The sequence below is a fragment of the Streptomyces fragilis genome (assembly GCF_003112515.1).
In the GTDB taxonomy this organism is placed as follows: Bacteria; Actinomycetota; Actinomycetes; order Streptomycetales; family Streptomycetaceae; genus Streptomyces; species Streptomyces fragilis.
Genome location: NZ_BEVZ01000012.1, coordinates 35,451 through 54,269 on the forward strand (window position 1 = coordinate 35,451; position 18,819 = coordinate 54,269).

Below are 18,819 nucleotides of genomic sequence, written 5' to 3' on the forward strand. Positions count from 1 at the left end.
GACGGTGGACGGCCGGACTGCCGGACGGGCGCCCGGCCGGACAGTCGGCCTGCCGGGCGGCCGGACTGCCGGGCGTGGCGGCTCGGCTAGCCTGGACGCACGATGAACGACCGCTTCACCACCCCCTGGGCCGAGCTTGCCCTCTCCCGTTTCCCCCGGGACCCGCGTGACCGGCTGCGGGCCTGGGACGCCTCCGACGAGTACCTGCTGCGCCACCTCGCGGACGCCGCGCCCTCCGGCGGCGGGGCCGTGGTGGTCGTCGGCGACCGCTGGGGGGCCCTGACCACGGCCCTGGCGGCCCGCGCCGCGCGCGCCGCGCGGGAGGGGGCGGCCGGCGAGGCCGGGGGTTCGGTCACCCAGATCACCGAGTCGTTCCTGACCCGCGAGGCCACCCGCGCCAACCTGGCCGCCAACGCCCTGGCCGAGGAGGGCGTCACCCTGCTCACGACCCGCGACGCGCCGCCCCGGCGCGTCGACGTCCTGCTGGTGCGGGTGCCCAAGAGCCTGGCGCTGCTGGAGGACCAGCTGCACCGGCTGGCCCCGGCGCTGCACGAGGACTCGCTGGTGGTGGGCACCGGCATGGTCAAGGAGATCCACACCTCGACGCTCGCCCTGTTCGAGCGGATCGTCGGCCCCACCCGCACCTCCCTGGCGGAGCGCAAGGCGCGGCTGATCTTCGCCTCCCCCGCCCCGGCGGCGGACCGGGGCACCGACCCGTGGCCGCTGCGGTACCTCCTGCCGCAGGACGCCGCCCTGGTGGCGGGCCGCCCGGTGGTCAACCACGCGGGCGTCTTCTGCGCGGACCGGCTCGACATCGGCACCCGCTTCTTCCTCCAGCACCTGCCGACCGGTCCGGGTCTCGGGCAGGTGGTCGACCTCGGCTGCGGCAACGGCGTGGTCGGCACGGCGGTGGCGCTGGCCGACCCCACGGCCGAGGTGCTGTTCACCGACGAGTCGTACCCGGCGGTGGCCTCCGCGGAGGAGACCTACCGGGCCAACGTGGCCGACGGCAAGGCCGCGTTCAGGGTCGGCGACGGGCTGGAGGGCCTGCCGCCGGACAGCGCCGACCTGGTGCTCAGCAACCCGCCGTTCCACTCCCACCAGGCGACCACCGACGCGGTGGCCCGGCGGATGTTCCAGGGCGCGCGGCGGGTGCTGCGGCCTGGGGGCGAGCTGTGGATCGTCGGCAACCGGCACCTCGGCTACCACGTGAAGCTCCGGCGAGTGTTCGGCAACATGGAACTCGTCGCCTCGGACCCCAAGTTCGTGGTGCTGCGGGCGGTCCGCCGCGGCTGACCGACGTTGCCGTCCCGGATGCCGGGGCGGTCGGCCGCCGCTCGGGTCCCCGCCACGGCCGGTCGCCCTTCGAGTGCCGCCGCGGCCGGCCGCCGCTCAGTCCCCGGTGACGGCGGCCGGCGTCACGGCGTCCTGCCGGGCGCGGTCCGCCGTGATCACCTCGAGGTAGCGCACCACCGTCCCGGCCATGGCCTCCCGCGCGGGGGCGAGGTAGCGGCGGGGGTCGACCTGCTCGGGGTGCCGGTCCAGGTGGGCGCGCACGGCGCCGGTCAGGGCGACGTTGAGGGCGGTGCCGACGTTGACCTTGCCGATGCCCCCGGCGACCGCCGCCGCCAGCTCGCCGTCGGGGACGCCGGAGGAGCCGTGCAGCACGAGCGGCACGTCCACCGCCGCGGCGAGCCGGGCCAGCAGGGCGTGGTCCAGGGCGGCGGTACGGGTGGTCATGGCATGGACGCTGCCGATCGCGACCGCCAGGGCGTCCACCCCGCACTCGGCCACGAACGCGCGGGCCTCGACGGGGTCGGTGCGGGCTCCGGGCGCGTGGGCGTCCAGAGCGGGCGCGCCCTCCTTGCCGCCGACCTCACCCAGCTCGGCTTCGACCCACAGTCCCCGGGCGTGGGCGAGGCGGGCCGCCTCGCGGGTGGCGGCGACGTTCGCGGCGTGCGGGAGCCGGGAGGCGTCGTACATCACGGAGCTGAACCCGGCGTCCGCCGCCTGCCGCAGCAGGTCGTCGTCGGTGACGTGGTCGAGGTGCAGCCCCACCGGCACCCGGGCGGCGGCGGCCGCCGCGGCGGCGGCCCGGGCCAGCGGCAGCAGCCGTCCGCCGTGGAAGGCCACCGCGTTCTCGCTGACCTGGACGATCACCGGCGAGCCGGCCCGTTCGGCTCCCTCGACCACCGCCTCGACGTGTTCCAGGGTGATGACGTTGAAGGCGGCCACGGCCCGGCGGGCGGCGGCGGCCTCCGTGACCAGGTCACCTGCGGGTACCAGGGGCACGGCTCTCCTTACGGACGGCGAGGCGGGTGTGCGGCCGGGGAGTTCAGGCGGTGCGTGGAGCCGGGACGCTCACGCGGGGGTGTGGAGCCGGAGCGCTCACGCGGGTGCGTCGGCGAGGATCACCGAGCGGGTGAGGTGGCGCGGGCTGTCGGGGTCGAGTCCGCGGGCGACGGCGACCGCGACGGCGAGTCGCTGGGCGCGGACCAGTTCGGCCAGCGGGTCGAGCCCGCCGTCCACCCAGAGCGCGCCGGTGCCGCGTACCTGTTCGGCCAGGCCCGCCGGGGCCTCGCCGAGCATCCAGGTGGCGGTGGAGCGTGTGGAGACGCTGATGGGGCCGTGCCGGTACTCCATGGCCGGGTACGCCTCGGTCCAGGAGAGCGACGCCTCACGCATCTTCAGCGCCGCCTCGTTGGCGAGGCCGACCGTCCATCCCCGGCCGAGGAACGTGAACTGCGAGCAGTCCACGAGCCCGTCGGGCAACGGCGTGGCGAGGGCGGTCCGCGCGTCGGTGACCGCCTCCGCGGTGTGCAGGCCGAGGTGGGCGCGCAGCAGGGTGAGCGCGGTGGTGGCGAACCGGGTCTGCACGACGGAGCGTTCGTCGGCGTACGCCAGGACGACGACCCGGTCGGCGGCCTCCATGACGGGTGTGTCGGGGTCGGCGGTGACGGCGGTGGTGGGCACGCCGTCGGCGCGCAGCCGGGTCAGCAGGTCGAGCACCTCGGTGGTGGTGCCGGAGCGGGTCAGGGTCAGGACGCGGTCGTAGCGGCGGCCGAGCGGGAACTCGGAGGCGGCGAAGGCGTCGGTCTCGCCCTGACCGGCCTGTTCGCGCAGGGCGGCGGCGGCCTGGGCCATGAACCAGGAGGTGCCGCAGCCCACGACCGCGACCCTCTCCCCCGGGGCCGGCAGCGCCGCCAAGTGGCCGGGGGCCTCGTCCGCCGCCCGCTGCCAGCACTCCGGCTGGGTGGTCAACTCGTCTTCGACATGGGTCACTTGCGCATCCCTCCACGGCGAGGCACGTAACGGGCGAGGCACGTAATGGCTGCACCTTACAGCCGATCCTCCGGCAGACTCAGGGGATGGACATGAGCATTGCGGATCACGTCGAATTCCTGCGCGGGGAGGGCGAGTCGCTGGCGGCGGCCGCGAAGGAGGCGGGGACGGACGCCCCGGTGCCGACCTGTCCGGGGTGGCGGGTGCGGGACCTGGTCCGCCACACGGGGGCGGTGCACCGGTGGGCGACGGCCTTCGTGGCCCTCGGCCTCACCTCGCCCCGGCGGATCGAGGACGCTCCGGAGCTGGACGGCGCGGAGCTGCTCGCCTGGTTCGCGGACGGGCACGCCGAGTTGACGCGGACCCTCGCCTCCGCCGATCCGGCGACCGACTGCTGGCACTTCCTGCGGGCGCCTTCACCGCTGGCGTTCTGGGCACGCCGTCAGGCCCACGAGACCGCGGTGCACCGGATGGACGCCGAGGCCGCGCGGGGCCTCGAACCGACGCCGGTGGCCACGGAGTTCGCCGTGGACGGGATCGACGAGCTGCTGTGCGGCTTCCTCGCCCGGCGTTCCAGCCGGGTGCGTTCGCCCGAGCCGAGGCTGCTGCGGGTGCGGGCCACCGACGTGGCGGACGCGGTGTGGACCCTGCACCTCTCGCAGGACCCGCCGGTGACCGTGCGGGGCACGGACGGCGCGGTGGCCACCGACCCCGACTGCGAACTGTCCGGCACGGCCGCGGAGTTGTACCCCGCCCTGTGGAACCGTGCGCCGATCCCCTCGGTGACGGGCGACGCGGCGACGGCTGCGCTGTGGCGGGAGACCGCCCGGGTGGGGTGACGTCGGACCCCCGCCCGCTCCCCGTCCCGGGCTCTCCGCACCGCCGGCGGTAGCGGCTCTCGCACGGCGGTCACGCTCGTGCACTCGACGCCCACGCCGCCCGTACCGGCTCGCGCGGGCACGTCCTCACGGACGGGCCGCCACCCGACCGTGCCGATCGCACCGCGCCGCGCCGGGCAGTGCTGCACCGCGCCGTGCCCCACCGTGCCGCGAGGGGCCGCGCCGCGAAGGGCCGCGCCGCGCCGCCGCGTGCCGCGCCGTGCCGTGCGGACCGGCCTTTCACGCGTCCGGGGTGGCCCCCGGGAACGCGATGCCCGTCTCGTGGGCGAGGCGGGCGGCCGCGTGGCGGAAGAAGGCGGCGCGGTCCTCGACCACCCGGTGGAACTGGCCGAAGAGTTCGAAACCGATCAGGCCGAACAGCTCCGCCCAGGCGGCGACCAGCGCGACGGTGGTCTCCGGGGGCAGGTCGGGCGCCAGGTCGGCGGTCATCCGCACCGCCTCGGGGCGCAGCCCTTCGGGCAGAGGAGTGCGGGAGAGCCCGGCGGGACCGCGGTGGGCGTCGCGGGTGATGCCGATCAACAGCAGCCCCACCCGCGCCGCGGCGGGCACGGTGGTCTGGGGCGCCTGGTACCCCGGGACGGGGGTGCCGTAGATGAGGGCGTACTCGTGCGGGTGGGCCAGCGCCCACCCGCGCACCGCCTCGCAGACCGCGACCCAGCGGTCGACGGGTGCCGCACCCGGGGCGGCGGCCGCCTTCGCCTCGGCGGCCTCCGCGGCGGCGCCGAGCGAGTCGTAGGCGTCGATGATCAGGGCGGTGAGGAGGTCGTCGCGGCTGGGGAAGTAGCGGTAGACGGCCGACGACGCCATGCCCAGTTCCCGGGCCACCGCGCGCAGGGAGAGCTTGGCCGCCCCCTCGTCGGCGAGCCGGCGCCGCGCCTCGTCCTTGATCGCCGCGGTGATCTCCCGTCGGGCACGGGCCCGGACTCCCTCTGTCGCGCTCATGATGCGAGTGTGGCACAGAACGAGAGCGGTGCACACAATCCCGAGCACCGCTCCGAAACACGAGCACTGCTCTTGCTTTTCGACGCCGACAGCGCGCACACTGCTCTCAACCGAGAGCACCGCTCTCGCTTCTCCGAGGGGTTCTCATGCGCAGCGACGACCAGCAGCCCACGCCCGGCACCACCCCGACCACACCCCCCACACCCGCACCCGCACCCACTACCCCCTACTACTTCAAGGCCGGCCCCGTCGCCTCCCGCTTCAACGCGGTGGTGGGCTGGCTCGCCCGGCACGGCGTGAGTCTGATGGGCAGCGCGGAGCTCTCGGTGCGCGGCCGCAAGAGCGGCGCCATGCAGCGCATCCCGGTGAATCCCTACCGGCACGACGGCGAGCAGTACCTGGTCTCCGCCCGCGGGCACTCCCAGTGGGTGCGCAACATGCGCGTGGCCGGCGGCGGCGAACTGCGGGTCGGGCGCAAGGTCCGCCGCTTCACCGCCGCCGAGCTGCCCGACGACCAGAAGGTCGCCGTGCTGCGCGGCTACCTGGACAAGTGGGGCTGGGAGGTCAACCAGTACTTCCAGGGCGTCACCGCGGCCTCGTCCGACGAGGAACTGGCAGCCGCGGCCGCCGACCACCCGGTCTTCCGGATCACGATCACCGCCTGAGGCCTCCTGCCGGCCCCTCGGCCACGCGCCCGGCCCCTCAGCCATGCGCCCGGCTCCTCGGCGTTGAGCCCGGCACTCGGCCCTGAGCCCGGTCGCCCGGACCGGAACCGGAACCCGGGCGCGCGGTCTACCGCTCCAGCCGCAGGAGCGCCCGCTGCGCCATCGGGTGGGTGCGGACGAGTTCGGCCAGGGTGGTCGCCCCGCGCGTGATGTCGGCGAACGCCCGCCATGCGGGCCGGAACCCGACGATCGCGGCGTGGAACAGCCCCGGCCGGCGTTCGAAGAGGGCCAGCATCTTCCGGCCGACGCTCATCTCGACGCCCAGCCCGGCCTTGACCGCGAAGGCGTAGTTGAGCGACTCGCGCCGCACGTCCACCGCGTCGGCGGCCTCGGCGATCCGCACCGCCCACTCGCCGGCCAGCCGCCCGGACCGCAGGGCGTAGGAGATGCCCTCACGCGTCCACGGCTCCAGCAGGCCCGCCGCGTCGCCGCAGACCAGCACCCGGCCCCGGGAGAGCGGGGAGTCGTCGGTGCGGCAACGCGTCAGGTGACCGGAGGAGATGGCGGGCTCGAAGCCCGCCAGGCCGAGCCGGCCGATGAACTGCTCGAGGTACCGCTTGGTCGCCGCGCCGTCCCCCCGCGCGGAGATCACCCCGACGGTGAGGGTGTCGCCCTTGGGGAACACCCAGCCGTAACTGCCGGGCAGCGGGCCCCAGTCGATCAGGACGCGTCCCCGCCAGTCCTCGGCGACCGTCTCCGGCACCGGGATCTCGGCCTCCAGGCCGAGGTCCACCTGCCCGAACTTGACGCCGACGTGGGCGCCCGTGCGGCCGGCGCTGCCGTCGGCGCCGACGACCGCGCGGGCCAGCACCGTCTCGCCGCCCTGCAGCACCACGGCCACCGTTCGGCGGTCGGGCACCGTCGGCCCGTGCTGCTCTATGCGGGAGACCGTGACTCCGGTGCGCAGCTCGGCACCGGCCTTCTGCGCGCTCTCCACGAGCGCGTGGTCGAACCCGGGGCGGTTGACGAGCCCGAAGAGCATCCGGCGGGAGCGCCGGGTGCGGGTGCGGCGGCCCTCGTGCGAGAACGTCACCGCGTGCACGCGGTCCTCGAAGGGGACCTCGAAGCCGGGCGGCAGGGCGTCCCGGGAGGGGCCGATGATGCCGCCGCCGCAGGTCTTGTAGCGCGGCAGCTCCGCCTTCTCCAGCAGCAGCACGCGCCGCCCGGCGACCGCCGCCGCGTAGGCCGCGGACGCTCCGGCCGGGCCGGCGCCCACCACGACCACGTCCCAGACGCGGTCCTGGCCTCCGTGCCGTCCGGTCAGGTCCTCGGAGCCCGCGGGCTCCGCCGGTTCCGACGCGGGGCTTCCGCCGTTCTCACCGTTCTCGCCGCTCACGATCGCCAACCGCTCCCGATCACCAGTCAGATGCCTGCCGCACTGTCCAGAGCATCCTACGGCTGCGATCGCCGCAGGCCACTGTGGGAGTATCGACGACGCGGACCGGCGCCACTCGCGCCCGTCCGCCGCCTGCGAGGAACCGCCCGCCCGAGTGGACGGCGGCGCAGGGCCCGCCCGCCGGACCCGCGCGGACGGGTCGACGTGAGACCCGAGAGTTACGAGGAGCCCGCCCATGTCGTCGAACCCGGTCGCCGCGACCGTCGCCTCGCTGATGCCGAGGGCGAAGGAGGAACTCGCGGAGCTGGTCGCCTTCAAGTCGGTCGCCGACTTCGAGCAGTTCCCCCGCAGCGAGAGCGAGGGCGCCGCGAACTGGGTGGCCGACGCGCTGCGCGCGGAGGGGTTCCAGGACGTCGCGCTGCTCGACACCCCCGACGGCACGCAGTCCGTCTACGGCTGCCTGCCCGGTCCCGAGGGCTCCCGGACCGTCCTGCTGTACGCCCACTACGACGTCCAGCCGCCGCTGGACGAGGCCGCCTGGGTCACCCCGCCGTTCGAGCTCACCGAGCGCGACGGCCGCTGGTACGGGCGGGGCGCGGCCGACTGCAAGGGCGGCGTGATCATGCATCTGCTGGCGCTGCGCGCGCTCAAGGCGAACGGCGGCGTGCCGGTCACCGTGAAGGTGATCGCCGAGGGTTCCGAGGAGCAGGGCACCGGCGGCCTCGAGCGGTACGCCGAGCAGCACCCCGAACTGCTGGCCGCGGACGCCGTCGTGATCGGCGACTCGGGCAACTTCCGGGTGGGGCTGCCGACCGTGACGACGACCCTGCGCGGCATGACGCTGGTGCGCGTCCAGGTGGACACCCTGGAGGGCAACCTGCACTCCGGGCAGTTCGGCGGCGCGGCCCCGGACGCGCTGGCGGCGCTGGTCCGCGTGCTGGACTCGCTGCGCGCCGAGGACGGTTCGACGACCGTGGACGGCCTGGCCGGCGACGCGGTGTGGGACGGTCTCCAGTACGACGAGGAGCAGTTCCGCGCCGACGCGAAGGTACTGGACGGTGTCGGGCTGATCGGTTCGGGCACGGTCGCCGACCGCATCTGGGCGCGGCCGGCGGTCACCGTGCTGGGCATCGACTGCCCGCCGGTGGTCGGTGCGACGCCGTCGGTGCAGGCGAGCGCGCGGGCGCTGGTGAGCCTGCGGGTGCCGCCGGGCGTGGACGCCGGTGAGGCCGCGAAACTGCTGCAGGCCCACCTGGAGAGCCGCACGCCGTGGGGCGCGCGGGTCGCCGTCGAGCGGATCGGGCAGGGCCAGCCGTTCCGGGCCGACGCCGGCAGCCCGGCGTACACGGCGATGGCACGGGCGATGGCGGTGGCCTACCCGGGCCAGGAGATGCAGTTCGCCGGTCAGGGGGGTTCCATCCCGCTGTGCAACACGCTGGGAACGCTCTACCCGGAGGCGGAGATCCTGCTGATCGGCCTCAGCGAGCCGGAGGCGCAGATCCACGCGCCCAACGAGAGCGTCTCCCCCGAGGAGCTGGAGCGGCTGTCGGTCGCAGAGGCCCTCTTCCTGCGGGAGTACGCGGCCGGCTGAGCACGCGTCACCGGGCCGGACGGTTCCTCGCACCGGTGCGAGGAACCGTCCGGCGCGGCGGCGGCCGGCCGAGCGCGACCGCGCACGGGGCCGGGCCGTCGCGGGAAGCGCCGCTCGCTCCGCTCACCCCACCGGCTCCCCCGCCTCCAGGTACACCGCCGCACCGCGTTCGCGGGCCCGCAGTGCCCAGTGGAGCCGGCGGAACCGCACCGGAGGCAGCAGGTCCGCCGCTTCCTGCTCGGTGACGAAGCGCCAGCCGCGCAGCTCGGGTCCGGGCAGCAGCACACGGCCGGCGTCGTCGCCGCGCAGGGTCCCTCCGTCGAAGAGGAAGCGCAGTCCGCCGTAGCCGGGGGGCTGCGGCGACTCCCAGTCGACGACCAGCAGCCGGGGTTCGCCGGCCAGCCGCAGTCCGGTCTCCTCGGCCACCTCCCGCACACCGGCCTGCGCGGGCGCCTCGCCCCGCTCGACCACTCCCCCGGGGAACTCCCAGCCGGGCTTGTAGGTGGGGTCGACCAGCAGGAACCGGTCCTGCTCGTCGAAGAGCAGGACCCCGGAGGCGACGGTCTCGGCCCTGGGTTCGGGCGTCTGCACGATGTCGCAGGCGGCGGCCTCCCCGCTGCCCACCGCCCGGGCTATCCGTGCGGCGGTCTGCTGCGGGGTGAGCGCGCCGTTGTCCACCGGATGGGCGTCGGCGGCCAGCCAGGAGGCGAGCGCGGCCCGGTACGGCTCGACGTGGTCGTGGCGCCACTGCCGGACGCGCCGCTCGGTCTCCGGACCCGCCGGGTCCTGGGCTTCCGTGATCCGCTGCCGAAGAATCGTTTCCGCCGGGGTGAGCACCACATGGCACACGGCTATCCGCCGGGCCGCGAGGCCTCCGAAGATCTCGTCCCGGTACTCCTGGCGCAGCAGGGTCATGGGAACGACCAGGGTGCCGCCGAGCTCCTGGAGCATGGCGGCCGCGGTGTCCACGACCAGCCGCCGCCAGATCGGCAGGTCCTGGTAGTCGTCGACCCCGGCGAGGTGCTTGGGCGGCAGCATGAACGTCAGCGCGCCCCCGACCACCTCGGGATCGAAGAGCGCGCTGCCGGGCAGCAGGTCCAGCAACTCCTTCGCGGTGCTGGACTTGCCCGAACCGAACGCGCCGTTGATCCAGACGATCACAGTTCCCCCTCTTCCCCGGATCTTCGTCCTCTGCGGACGACTGTGACGTGCCCGCCCCACCCTGCACCGGAAACCAGCCGCAGTTGAGGGGGCAACGGGGGAGCACAGGGGATCACGGTCCAGGCAGGCCGACGGACCGACCGGGCGGCGGACGTTCGGGACGCCGGGCAACGACCACGGACGTCAGCGGCTCAGAGGACCGGCCATACGCCCGCGTCGGGCGCGGGCAGCGCTTCCAGTGTCTCCAGCGCCTCCAACGACTCCGTCCCGTCCAGGTACGTCACGCCCTCGTGGAGAGTGGTCCCGGCGGTCGGGCCGAAGACCTCGTGGCGGGCGATACTGTCGTCGCCGGTGAGCTCCTCCACCGTGCTGTGCACGTCCTCGACAGGACGTTCCGCCTCCTCGCCCTCCGCGTGGGAGGGCGAGACCGCCGCGAGGACGCACCCGGCGGCGAAGGAGGCGATGGCCAGCATGCTGCGCTTCTTCATGCCGTGACAACACCGCAGGCGGGCCATCGGTCACGGTGACACGCCCGGCACACCCTGACTCGGTCGCGCTCCATCCCGACATGTTCAGCAAATCGACTCAATACGTCAATTTACGCCCATATCACGCGCAACCGATCGGCACGGACGTCCCCGTTCTGCGCTTCCCGGTGTCAGGCCCCCCGTCACCCGTCGACCCGCCCCAGCGCCGCCGCCGCGGCCCCGATCAGGCCTGCGTCCGGCCCGGTGAGGGCGGGGACGACCCGCAGACCCCGGGTGAACGCGAGCGTGGCGTACTCCGGGAGCGACCGGCGCAGCGGGGCGAACAGGACCTCCCCCGCCTCCGCCACTCCCCCGCCGACGACCGCGACCTCTATCTCCACCAGCGCGGCCACCGCGGCGATCGCCGCCGCCAGGGCGCGCCCGGCCCTTGCGAAGGCGGCCACCGCCGCGGGGTGACCGTCCCGTGCGGCCGCGGCCACCTCGGCGGCCGACCCCTCGCCGCCCGGCTCGGGGCGCCAGCCGTTCTCCCGCGCCCGCCGGGCGATGGCCGGGCCCCGGGCCAGACCCTCGACGCAGCCGCGGCCGCCGCAGGGGCACGGGTCGCCGTCGAGGTCGACGCTGATGTGCCCGATGTGCCCGGCGTTGCCGGTACGTCCGGGCCGCACCCGGCCGCCGAGGACCAGGCCGCCGCCGACGCCGGTGGAGACCACCATGCACAGGGCGTGCGAGCTGTTCCTGGCGGCGCCCACCCAGTGCTCGGCCGCGGCGACGGCGGCCCCGTCACCGATCAGCTGCACGGGCAGTCCCCCGGCCAGGTCCCGCACCCGCTCGCGGAGCGGATATCCGCGCCAGCCGGGGATGTTGACCGGCGAGACGGAGCCCGCGGCGCGGTCGACCGGGCCGGCGCTGCCGATCCCGACGGCCTGCACGGCGGCCCACAGCGGCAAGTCCCGGAGGTCGCCGAGCACCTCGGCCGCCGCGGCCATCACGGTCGCGCCGTCCTCCGCCGCGGGCGTGGGGCGTCGCGCGCGCAGCACAACGCGCCCGTCGGCGTCCACCAGCGCGCCCGCGATCTTCGTCCCGCCGACGTCGAGCGCCGCCACCAGGCCTGCACCGGAGGGCGCGGTGTCCATGGGCGTCATGTCCCCTGCTTTCCTGCGATTTCCCTGCCTGACAACGATGTCCGCACTCTATGCTCGTCGCCACGCCTCGCCCCCTGCCCCCTCCCGAATCCGCCCTCCCAGGACAGGACCTGCGCATCGTGACCCTGACCGCCGGCCGTCCGCCCGCCCGTTACGGCAGCCGCCCCACGATGAAGGACGTGGCGAGCCGCGCGGGCGTGGGTCTGAAGACCGTGTCCCGGGTGGTCAACGGGGAGCCCGGGGTGACCGCCGGGACCCGGCGGCGGGTCCAGGAGGCGATCGACGCCCTCGGGTTCCGCCGCAACGACAGCGCCCGGGTGCTCCGCAAGGGGCGCACCGCCACCGTGGGACTGATACTCGAGGACCTCGCCGATCCCTTCTACGGGCCGCTGTCGCGCGCGGTGGAGGAGGTGGCGCGTGCCCACGACACCCTGCTGATCAACGGTTCCAGCGCCCACGACGCGAACCGCGAGCGGGAGTTGGCGCTGGCGTTGTGCGCCCGGCGGGTGGACGGTCTGCTGGTGGTGCCCGCGGGCACGGACCACCGGTACCTGGAGCCGGAGATGCGGGCCGGGATCGCCACCGTCTTCGTGGACCGCCCGGCCCGTGCCGTCGAGGCGGACACGGTGCTCTCCGACAACCACGGCGGCGCGCGGGCCGGGGTGGCGCACCTGATCGCGCACGGCCACCGGAGGATCGGCTACATCGGGGACGTGCCGGGCATCCACACCTCCGACGAGCGGCTGCGCGGCTACCGCACGGCGATGGAGGAGGCCGGACTGCCGGTGCGGCCCGACCGGGTGTCCGTGGGGAGCACCGCGCCGCAGCGGGTGCGGCGGGCGGCCGAGGAGATGCTGGACGGCCCGGATCCCGTGACGGCCCTACTGACCGGCAACAACCGGGTGACGGTGACGGTGGTGCGGGTCCTCGCGGAGCGGCAGCCGCACCGCCCGGTGGCGCTGGTGGGCTTCGACGACTTCGAGCTGGCGGATCTGCTGCGTCCCGCGGTCACCGTGGTGGCGCAGGATCCGGCGGGGCTCGGCCGGGTGGCGGCGCAGCGGCTGTTCGCCCGGATGGCCCAGGCCGAGCTGGAGCCGTCCGTGGTGGAGCTGCCCACCCGGCTGGTGGTGCGGGGGTCGGGGGAACTGCCGCCGGTTGACTGACCCCGCGATGCCCACCGACGGTCCTACCGCGCCGCTCCCGGCCGGGCGTAGGCCTCGATCCGGGCGCGGGTCAGCCCGGTCCGTCCGGTCACCTCGGTCTCGTCGAAGGCGCCGCAGTCGAGTCCTGCCAGCAGGAAGCCGGCCAGCGCGCGGGCGGTGGCGGGTTCGTCCAGGACGTCGCCCTCGGCGCCTGCGGCGTACCGGGCGAGCCGGTCGGCGGCCCGGTCGAGCCCTTCGAGGTGGAAGGCGAACACGGCGGCGTACCGGGTGGGCAGGTGACCGGGGTGCATGTCCCAGCCCTGCGGGAAGGCGCGGGCGAGCGCCCGCCGGGTGAGCCGGTGGTGCAGGCGCCACGCCGCGTGGACCTGCTCGGTGCCGCCCACGGGCAGCACGTTGGTGGAGCCGTCGCTGACCCGCACGCCGGTGCCCGCGGCGGCCACCTGCATCACGGCCTTGGCGTGGTCGGCCACCGGGTGGTCGCTCGCCTGGTGCGCCGGGGAGACGCCGAGGGCGGCGCTGTAGTCGAAGGTCCCGTAGTGCAGCCCGGTGGCCCGGCCCTCGGCGGCGTGGATCATCGGGGCGACCGTGGCGGCGCCGTCCGGGCCGAGGACCGCCTGGGCGGTCTCCACCTGGATCTCGAAGCGAAGCCGCCCCGGCGCGAGTCCGAGGGCCTTCTCGCACTCCTCGAGCAGCCGGACCATGGCGGTCACCTGCTCGGCGGAGGTCACCTTGGGCAGGGTCAGCAGCAGGCCTTCGGGCAGCGGGCCGTGTTCCCGCAGGGTGGTGAGGAAGACGTCGAGGGTGCGCACCGCGCGGCGGCGGACCGGGGCCTCCAGGCACTTCATGCGGATGCCGGCGAAGGGCGGTGCCTCCCCGGTGCGGCGTGCCTCGGCGAGCAGCCGGGCGGCGCGGGCGGCGTGCGCGTCCTCCTCGTCGTCGGGGCGGTGCCCGTAGCCGTCCTCGAAGTCGATCCGGAGGTCCTCGACGGGTTCGCGCTCCAGCTTGGCGCGCACGCGGGCGTACACCGGACCGGCGAGTGCGGCGGGCAGGTCCAGCACGGCGGCGAACGCGGCGGCGTCGGGGGCGTGTTCGTCGAGCGCGGCGAGGGCGCGGTCGCCCCAGGCGCGGGGTGTGCCGGCGGTGAAGCGGTCGGCGGGCACGTAGACGGTGTGGACGGGACGGCGGGCGCCCGGGTCGCCGGGGTAGCGGCGCGCGAGGTCGGCGTCGGCGGGCGCGAGCAGCGCGTCGAGCCGGTCGTGGACCGCGCCGGACAGGGAGGTCGGCACGGCCTGGCTCATACGGGGCGCCCCTCTCGGCGTTTCAACAGATCGTTGAACTCGGCGGGAGGCTAACGGCCGGTCCGCTCCACGGTCAACAGCGCCTCACCCGGCACGCGCACCGCACCGGCGGCTGCGGCGACCGCCGTCGCGCACGCCGAGGGCCCGCGGCCGGCGATGCGGCGGCGGGCCCTCGGGCGCGGCGTGCGGGGATCAGCCCTTGCGGGTCTTGATCTCCTCGGTCAGCTGCGGGACGACCTGGAACAGGTCGCCGACGACGCCGTAGTCGGCGAGCTCGAAGATCGGGGCCTCGGGGTCCTTGTTGACCGCGACGATGGTCTTCGAGGTCTGCATGCCGGCGCGGTGCTGGATGGCGCCGGAGATGCCGTTGGCGATGTACAGCTGCGGCGACACCGACTTGCCGGTCTGGCCGACCTGGTTGGTGTGCGGGTACCAGCCGGCGTCGACGGCGGCACGGGAGGCGCCCACCGCGGCGCCGAGCTCGTCGGCGAGGGCCTCGATGATGCCGAAGTTCTCGGCGCCGTTCACGCCACGGCCGCCGGAGACCACGATGGCGGCCTCGGTCAGCTCCGGGCGGCCGGTCGACTGACGCGGCGTGCGGGAGACGATCCTGGTGCCGGTGGCGAGGGCGGAGAAGGTCACCGGGAGCTCCTCGACCGCGCCGGCGGCCGGGGCCGCCTCGACCGGGGCCGAGTTCGGCTTGACGGTGATGACCGGGGTGCCCTTGGACACCACGGACCTGGTGGTGAAGGAGGCGGCGAACACCGACTGGGTCGCGACCGGGCCGTCGGCGCCGGCCTCGACGTCGATGGCGTCGGTGATGATGCCGGAGCCGATGCGCAGCGCCAGACGCGCGGCGATCTCCTTGCTGTCGGCGGAGGTGGGCAGCAGGACGGCGGCGAGGGAGCCCCCGGCGGACACCGTGTCGTAGGCCGCCTGGAGGGCGTCGACCTTCGGGACGACCAGGTAGTCGGCGAGCTCGGCGGCCTCGTTGGTGAGCACCTTCACCGCGCCGTGCTCGGCGAGGGTGGCGGCGGTGGCCGCGGCGCCGGCGCCGAGGGCGACGGCGACCGGCTCGCCGATGCGGCGGGCCAGGGTCAGCACCTCGAGGGTGGGCTTGCGGACGGCGCCGTCGACGTGGTCGACGTAGACGAGAACTTCAGCCATGGGATTCGATCTCCTGCGAATGCGAAGTCTGAGGGGCGGTCGGCGGGGTGGGCCTTAGATGAACTTCTGGCCCGCGAGGAACTCGGCGAGCTGCTTGCCGCCCTCGCCCTCGTCCTTGACGATCGTTCCGGCGGTGCGGGCCGGGCGCTCGTTGGCGGCCTCGACCTTGGTGAACGCGCCCTCCAGACCGACCTCCTCGGCCTCGATGTCGAGGTCGGAGAGGTCCCAGGACTCCACCGGCTTCTTCTTGGCGGCCATGATGCCCTTGAAGGACGGGTAGCGCGCCTCGCCCGACTGGTCGGTCACGGAGACGACGGCCGGGAGGGAGGCCTCGAGCTGCTCGGAGGCGGCGTCGCCGTCGCGGCGGCCGGTGACCTTTCCGTCCTCGATCGCGATCTCGGACAGCAGGGTGACCTGCGGGACGCCCAGGCGCTCGGCGACCAGCGCCGGCACGATGCCCATGGTGCCGTCGGTGGAGGCCATGCCGGAGATGACGACGTCGTAGCCGGCCTTCTCGATCGCCTTGGCAAGCACCAGGGAGGTGCCGATGGCGTCGGTGCCGTGCAGGTCGTCGTCCTCGACGTGGATCGCCTTGTCGGCACCCATCGACAGCGCCTTGCGCAGGGCGTCCTTGGCGTCCTCGGGGCCGACCGTGAGGACGGTGACCTCGGCGTCGTCGGCGTTCTCGGCGATCTGCAGCGCCTGCTCGACGGCGTACTCGTCGAGCTCCGACAGCAGACCGTCGACGTCGTCGCGGTCGACGGTCAGGTCGTCGGCGAAGTGCCGGTCGCCGGTGGCGTCAGGCACGTACTTCACGGTGACAACGATCCTCAGGCTCACGCCGGCTCTCCTACTGCATCGTCATGTCGGGCTGCTTCCTGTCACGCAGCATATGCGTCCGAAGCCGCCTCTTCCGTCCGGGGAGTGTCTGCCCCCCGACGAATAAATTACCCGCCAGTAGTACACCTCTCGGCACCCGGCTAAGCAAGCGCTTTGCGGTGTGACGTGGGTAACGCTGCGTAACGGCCGGTATGTCAGGCCCGCAGACCGCCGAAGCGGCCCTGGTGATAGAGGAGCGGACGCCCCGCCCCGGCCGGGTCCCCGGTGGTGACCTCGGCGACCACGATCCGGTGGTCCCCGGCGGGTATGCGTGCCACCGGGCGGCAGACGAGCCAGGCGATCACGTCGTCCAGCACCGGAACGCCTTCGGGTCCCTCGCGCCACGCGGTCGGCGGGGCGAAGCGGTCCGCCCCGCTGCGGGCGAAGGTGGCGGCCAGTTCGCTCTGGTGCTCGCCGAGCAGATGGACGCCCACGTACTCCGCCCGGGCGACGGCGGGCCAGCAGGACGACCGCTCGCTGATGCCGAACGACACCAGCGCGGGTTCCGCGGAGACGGAGGTGAGCGAGGTGGCGGTGAAGCCGAACGGGCGCCCCTGGTGACCGGCGGTGATCACGGCCACACCGGCGGCGTGGCGCCGGAAGACGGAGCGCAGCAGGTCGGAGGGAGTACCGCCGCCGTCGACCGTCGCGGAACCGGCCCCCGCGTGGCCCGGCGCCTCGGCCCGTGCGCCCGGCTGCGGCGGGACGGCCGCCGCCGTCTCCACGGGGAGCGCCGTCACGGGTTGGGCCGCCATACGGGTGTCCTTCCTCATATCGCCTCCCCCAGGGCGGCGATCACATCGGCCTTGCGGGGCACTCCGGCGGCCCGGCGCACCTCGCGGCGGTCCGCGTCGAGCACCAGCGTGGTCGGGGTGGCCTCGATCTCCAGCGCGCGCACCAGCTCCAGGTGGGCCTCCGCGTCGATCTCCACGTGGGTCACCCCGGGGACCATCGCGGCCACCTCGGCCAGGACCCGCCGTGTCGCGCGGCAGGGCGCGCAGAAGGCGGTGGAGAACTGCAGCAGGGTGGCCCGCCGGCCGGCGCCGTCGCCGAGCACCGTCACGTCGATGCGTGGACCACCGTCGCGCCCGCTCACCCGCACTCCTCCGCTCCGCCGCCGTCGCGGCGCTCCCATGATGACCTGTCCGTGATCGTCAGCGGTGGACGGGGGGTGAGGATTCCCCGGTCAGGGGCCATTTCGGGGGACGTGACGAGGATCTCCTCCCCACCAGGCACTTCATCTGGTCCTTTGCCCGTTCTTGGGGCAACATCTCTACGCGCCCGTAAGTTACGGCCGCGTAGGTTGGATCGGCCGGGAGCGGTAACCCCTTCCCCGGCAGTCACTCGGAAAGAAGGGGCTCGTCCCGCCCATGGCAGAGCTTGTCTACCGTCCCGTCATCGGTCTCGCCTTGTCGTTGTTCAAGGCCTGGGACCTGAAGATCGACATGCGCGGAACGGAGAACATACCTCGGGCGGGGGGCGCGGTGCTGGCCAGCAACCACATCAGCTACCTCGACTTCATCTTCGACGGGTACGCCGCCCGCCCCAGCAAGCGCCTGGTGCGTTTCATGGCCAAGGACTCGGTCTTCCGCCACAAGGTGTCCGGTCCGCTGATGCGCGGCATGCGCCACATCCCGGTGGACCGCCGCAAGGGTGACGCCGCCTACACGCACGCCCTGGACTCGCTGAGGTCGGGCGAGGTGGTCGGCATCTTCCCCGAGGCGACCATCTCCCAGTCGTTCTGCCTGAAGGAGTTCAAGAAGGGCGCGGCCCGGCTGGCGCAGGAGTCCGGCGTCCCGCTGATCCCGATGGCGCTCTGGGGCACCCAGCGCCTGTGGACCAAGGGCCGCAAGCGCGACTTCAGCCGCAGCCACACCCCGGTGACGATCCGGATCGGCAAGCCGATCGACACCGCCGAGGGCACGGCCGAGGAGCTGACCGCGCGTCTGCGCGATCGCATCCAGGACCTCCTGGACGACGCCCGGCGCGACTACCCGGACCAGCCCTCCGGCGCGGAGGACTCCTGGTGGCTCCCGGCACACCTGGGCGGCACGGCCCCGACGCCGGAGGAAGTCGCCCGCCGCGAGAAGCACTGAGGCGCCCGGGGCCCCTCCCGCGCCACGGCCCTTCCCCGCTGCCCGCGCGTCACAGCTCCGCGGGCAGCGTCCGCCACAGTCCGGCGCGGTCACGCGCCCCGCGCAGCGCGGCGAGCACCGCCGGGTGCGGCTCGGCGTGCAGTTCGGGGTAGTCCCGCTCCCCCCGCGAGGCGTCCACCGGGAAGGCCAGCCGTTCCCGCGTCAGGGAGAACCGCGCGTCGACCCCCGGCTTGTTGCCCCGGGGGTCCTGGCGGTGCCAGGCGCCGTTGAAGCGGACGGCGACCAGGCCGTGCACCACGAAGCCGCCCCGGTCGTCGTCGAGCCGCTGGTAGCAGAACGCCGTGGGGATGTCCTCGGCCCGCAGCAGCGCGGCCAGTGCGTGGGCCTTCGCGTAGCAGATGCCGGTGCGCAGCCGGATCACGTCGGAGGCGCGCCAGGTGACCCGAGGGTCGTCCGCGTCCTGCGAGTGGGGGATCGCGTCGCGCACGTACTCGAAAGCGGCGCGCGCATAGTCATACGAGTCCTCGGCCGTCGAGGCGAGCTCCGCGGCGAGCTCCCGCACAGCCGGGTGCTCGTGATCGACCACCTCGGACGCGGCGAGATACGCGGACAGGTCGGGCGTCTGCTGGATCGTCTGCATGGCCGAGATC

The 18,819-nt window shown here is 74.4% G+C and carries 19 protein-coding genes; 6 read left to right on the forward strand and 13 right to left on the reverse strand.

Annotated elements, in window-relative coordinates:
- Positions 1-102: 102 nt before the first annotated feature.
- A complete protein-coding gene (locus tag Sfr03f_RS28920) occupies positions 103-1,296 on the forward strand; it encodes a methyltransferase (RefSeq protein WP_108957170.1) in 1,194 nt (397 codons plus the stop codon).
- 96 nt (positions 1,297-1,392) lie between these two features.
- Here Sfr03f_RS28920 and Sfr03f_RS28925 read toward each other — a convergent pair whose 3' ends face one another.
- Positions 1,393-2,292 carry a class II fructose-bisphosphate aldolase gene (locus Sfr03f_RS28925; RefSeq protein WP_108957171.1) on the reverse strand — a complete coding sequence of 300 codons (900 nt, stop codon included), beginning with the start codon at positions 2,290-2,292 and terminating at the stop codon, positions 1,393-1,395.
- A gap of 96 nt (positions 2,293-2,388) precedes the next feature.
- The gene (locus Sfr03f_RS28930; RefSeq protein WP_108957172.1) at positions 2,389-3,282 is read right to left on the reverse strand and encodes an SIS domain-containing protein; all 894 of its coding nucleotides are present in this window, start codon (positions 3,280-3,282) and stop codon (positions 2,389-2,391) included.
- Between the two features lie 92 nt (positions 3,283-3,374).
- Between Sfr03f_RS28930 and Sfr03f_RS28935 the strand changes: the two genes are divergently transcribed.
- A complete protein-coding gene (locus Sfr03f_RS28935) occupies positions 3,375-4,121 on the forward strand; it encodes a maleylpyruvate isomerase family mycothiol-dependent enzyme (RefSeq protein ID WP_108957173.1) in 747 nt (248 codons plus the stop codon).
- Between the two features lie 279 nt (positions 4,122-4,400).
- Here Sfr03f_RS28935 and Sfr03f_RS28940 read toward each other — a convergent pair whose 3' ends face one another.
- Entirely contained in the window at positions 4,401-5,123 is a 723-nt protein-coding gene (locus Sfr03f_RS28940; RefSeq protein ID WP_108957174.1) for a TetR/AcrR family transcriptional regulator, read from the reverse strand.
- Positions 5,124-5,269: 146 nt separating this feature from the next.
- Here Sfr03f_RS28940 and Sfr03f_RS28945 point away from each other — a divergent pair, with 146 nt between their 5' ends.
- A complete protein-coding gene (locus tag Sfr03f_RS28945; RefSeq protein WP_108957175.1) occupies positions 5,270-5,788 on the forward strand; it encodes a nitroreductase family deazaflavin-dependent oxidoreductase in 519 nt (172 codons plus the stop codon).
- Between the two features lie 127 nt (positions 5,789-5,915).
- Here the strand turns inward: Sfr03f_RS28945 and Sfr03f_RS28950 are convergent, their stop codons facing one another.
- Positions 5,916-7,112, reverse strand: coding sequence for a geranylgeranyl reductase family protein (locus tag Sfr03f_RS28950; protein WP_245967828.1), 1,197 nt, complete (start codon positions 7,110-7,112; stop codon positions 5,916-5,918).
- 307 nt (positions 7,113-7,419) lie between these two features.
- Between Sfr03f_RS28950 and Sfr03f_RS28955 the strand changes: the two genes are divergently transcribed.
- Positions 7,420-8,775, forward strand: coding sequence for a dipeptidase (locus Sfr03f_RS28955; RefSeq protein ID WP_108957176.1), 1,356 nt, complete (start codon positions 7,420-7,422; stop codon positions 8,773-8,775).
- A 123-nt stretch (positions 8,776-8,898) separates the two neighbouring features.
- Here the strand turns inward: Sfr03f_RS28955 and Sfr03f_RS28960 are convergent, their stop codons facing one another.
- The 3 genes from Sfr03f_RS28960 to Sfr03f_RS28970 form a co-directional block, all read right to left on the reverse strand.
- Complete coding sequence (locus Sfr03f_RS28960) at positions 8,899-9,936, reverse strand: NUDIX hydrolase (protein WP_108957177.1); 1,038 nt, start codon at positions 9,934-9,936, stop codon at positions 8,899-8,901.
- A gap of 191 nt (positions 9,937-10,127) precedes the next feature.
- Positions 10,128-10,424, reverse strand: a complete 297-nt coding sequence (locus Sfr03f_RS28965; RefSeq protein WP_108957178.1) for a hypothetical protein — start codon at positions 10,422-10,424, stop codon at positions 10,128-10,130.
- Positions 10,425-10,606: 182 nt separating this feature from the next.
- Positions 10,607-11,566, reverse strand: a complete 960-nt coding sequence (locus Sfr03f_RS28970) for an ROK family protein (protein ID WP_245967821.1) — start codon at positions 11,564-11,566, stop codon at positions 10,607-10,609.
- A 170-nt stretch (positions 11,567-11,736) separates the two neighbouring features.
- Here Sfr03f_RS28970 and Sfr03f_RS28975 point away from each other — a divergent pair, with 170 nt between their 5' ends.
- On the forward strand, positions 11,737-12,729 hold the full coding sequence (locus Sfr03f_RS28975; protein ID WP_245967829.1) for a LacI family DNA-binding transcriptional regulator: 993 nt from the start codon (positions 11,737-11,739) through the stop codon (positions 12,727-12,729).
- Between the two features lie 23 nt (positions 12,730-12,752).
- On the opposite strand, the gene Sfr03f_RS28980 is transcribed toward Sfr03f_RS28975, so the two are convergent.
- From Sfr03f_RS28980 to Sfr03f_RS29000, 5 genes are all read right to left on the reverse strand, one after another.
- Positions 12,753-14,027, reverse strand: coding sequence for a DUF6986 family protein (locus Sfr03f_RS28980; protein WP_108957180.1), 1,275 nt, complete (start codon positions 14,025-14,027; stop codon positions 12,753-12,755).
- Between the two features lie 192 nt (positions 14,028-14,219).
- Positions 14,220-15,194, reverse strand: coding sequence for an electron transfer flavoprotein subunit alpha/FixB family protein (locus tag Sfr03f_RS28985; protein WP_108957181.1), 975 nt, complete (start codon positions 15,192-15,194; stop codon positions 14,220-14,222).
- Positions 15,195-15,248: 54 nt separating this feature from the next.
- Entirely contained in the window at positions 15,249-16,034 is a 786-nt protein-coding gene (locus tag Sfr03f_RS28990) for an electron transfer flavoprotein subunit beta/FixA family protein (RefSeq protein ID WP_108957182.1), read from the reverse strand.
- A 194-nt stretch (positions 16,035-16,228) separates the two neighbouring features.
- Positions 16,229-16,828, reverse strand: coding sequence for a flavin reductase family protein (locus tag Sfr03f_RS28995; RefSeq protein ID WP_159105754.1), 600 nt, complete (start codon positions 16,826-16,828; stop codon positions 16,229-16,231).
- Positions 16,829-16,842: 14 nt separating this feature from the next.
- The gene (locus Sfr03f_RS29000; protein WP_108957183.1) at positions 16,843-17,208 is read right to left on the reverse strand and encodes a thioredoxin family protein; all 366 of its coding nucleotides are present in this window, start codon (positions 17,206-17,208) and stop codon (positions 16,843-16,845) included.
- Between the two features lie 235 nt (positions 17,209-17,443).
- Here Sfr03f_RS29000 and Sfr03f_RS29005 point away from each other — a divergent pair, with 235 nt between their 5' ends.
- On the forward strand, positions 17,444-18,169 hold the full coding sequence (locus tag Sfr03f_RS29005) for a lysophospholipid acyltransferase family protein (protein ID WP_108957184.1): 726 nt from the start codon (positions 17,444-17,446) through the stop codon (positions 18,167-18,169).
- A gap of 49 nt (positions 18,170-18,218) precedes the next feature.
- Here the strand turns inward: Sfr03f_RS29005 and Sfr03f_RS29010 are convergent, their stop codons facing one another.
- Positions 18,219-18,809 carry a transglutaminase domain-containing protein gene (locus Sfr03f_RS29010; RefSeq protein ID WP_108957229.1) on the reverse strand — a complete coding sequence of 197 codons (591 nt, stop codon included), beginning with the start codon at positions 18,807-18,809 and terminating at the stop codon, positions 18,219-18,221.
- Positions 18,810-18,819: the final 10 nt, after the last annotated feature.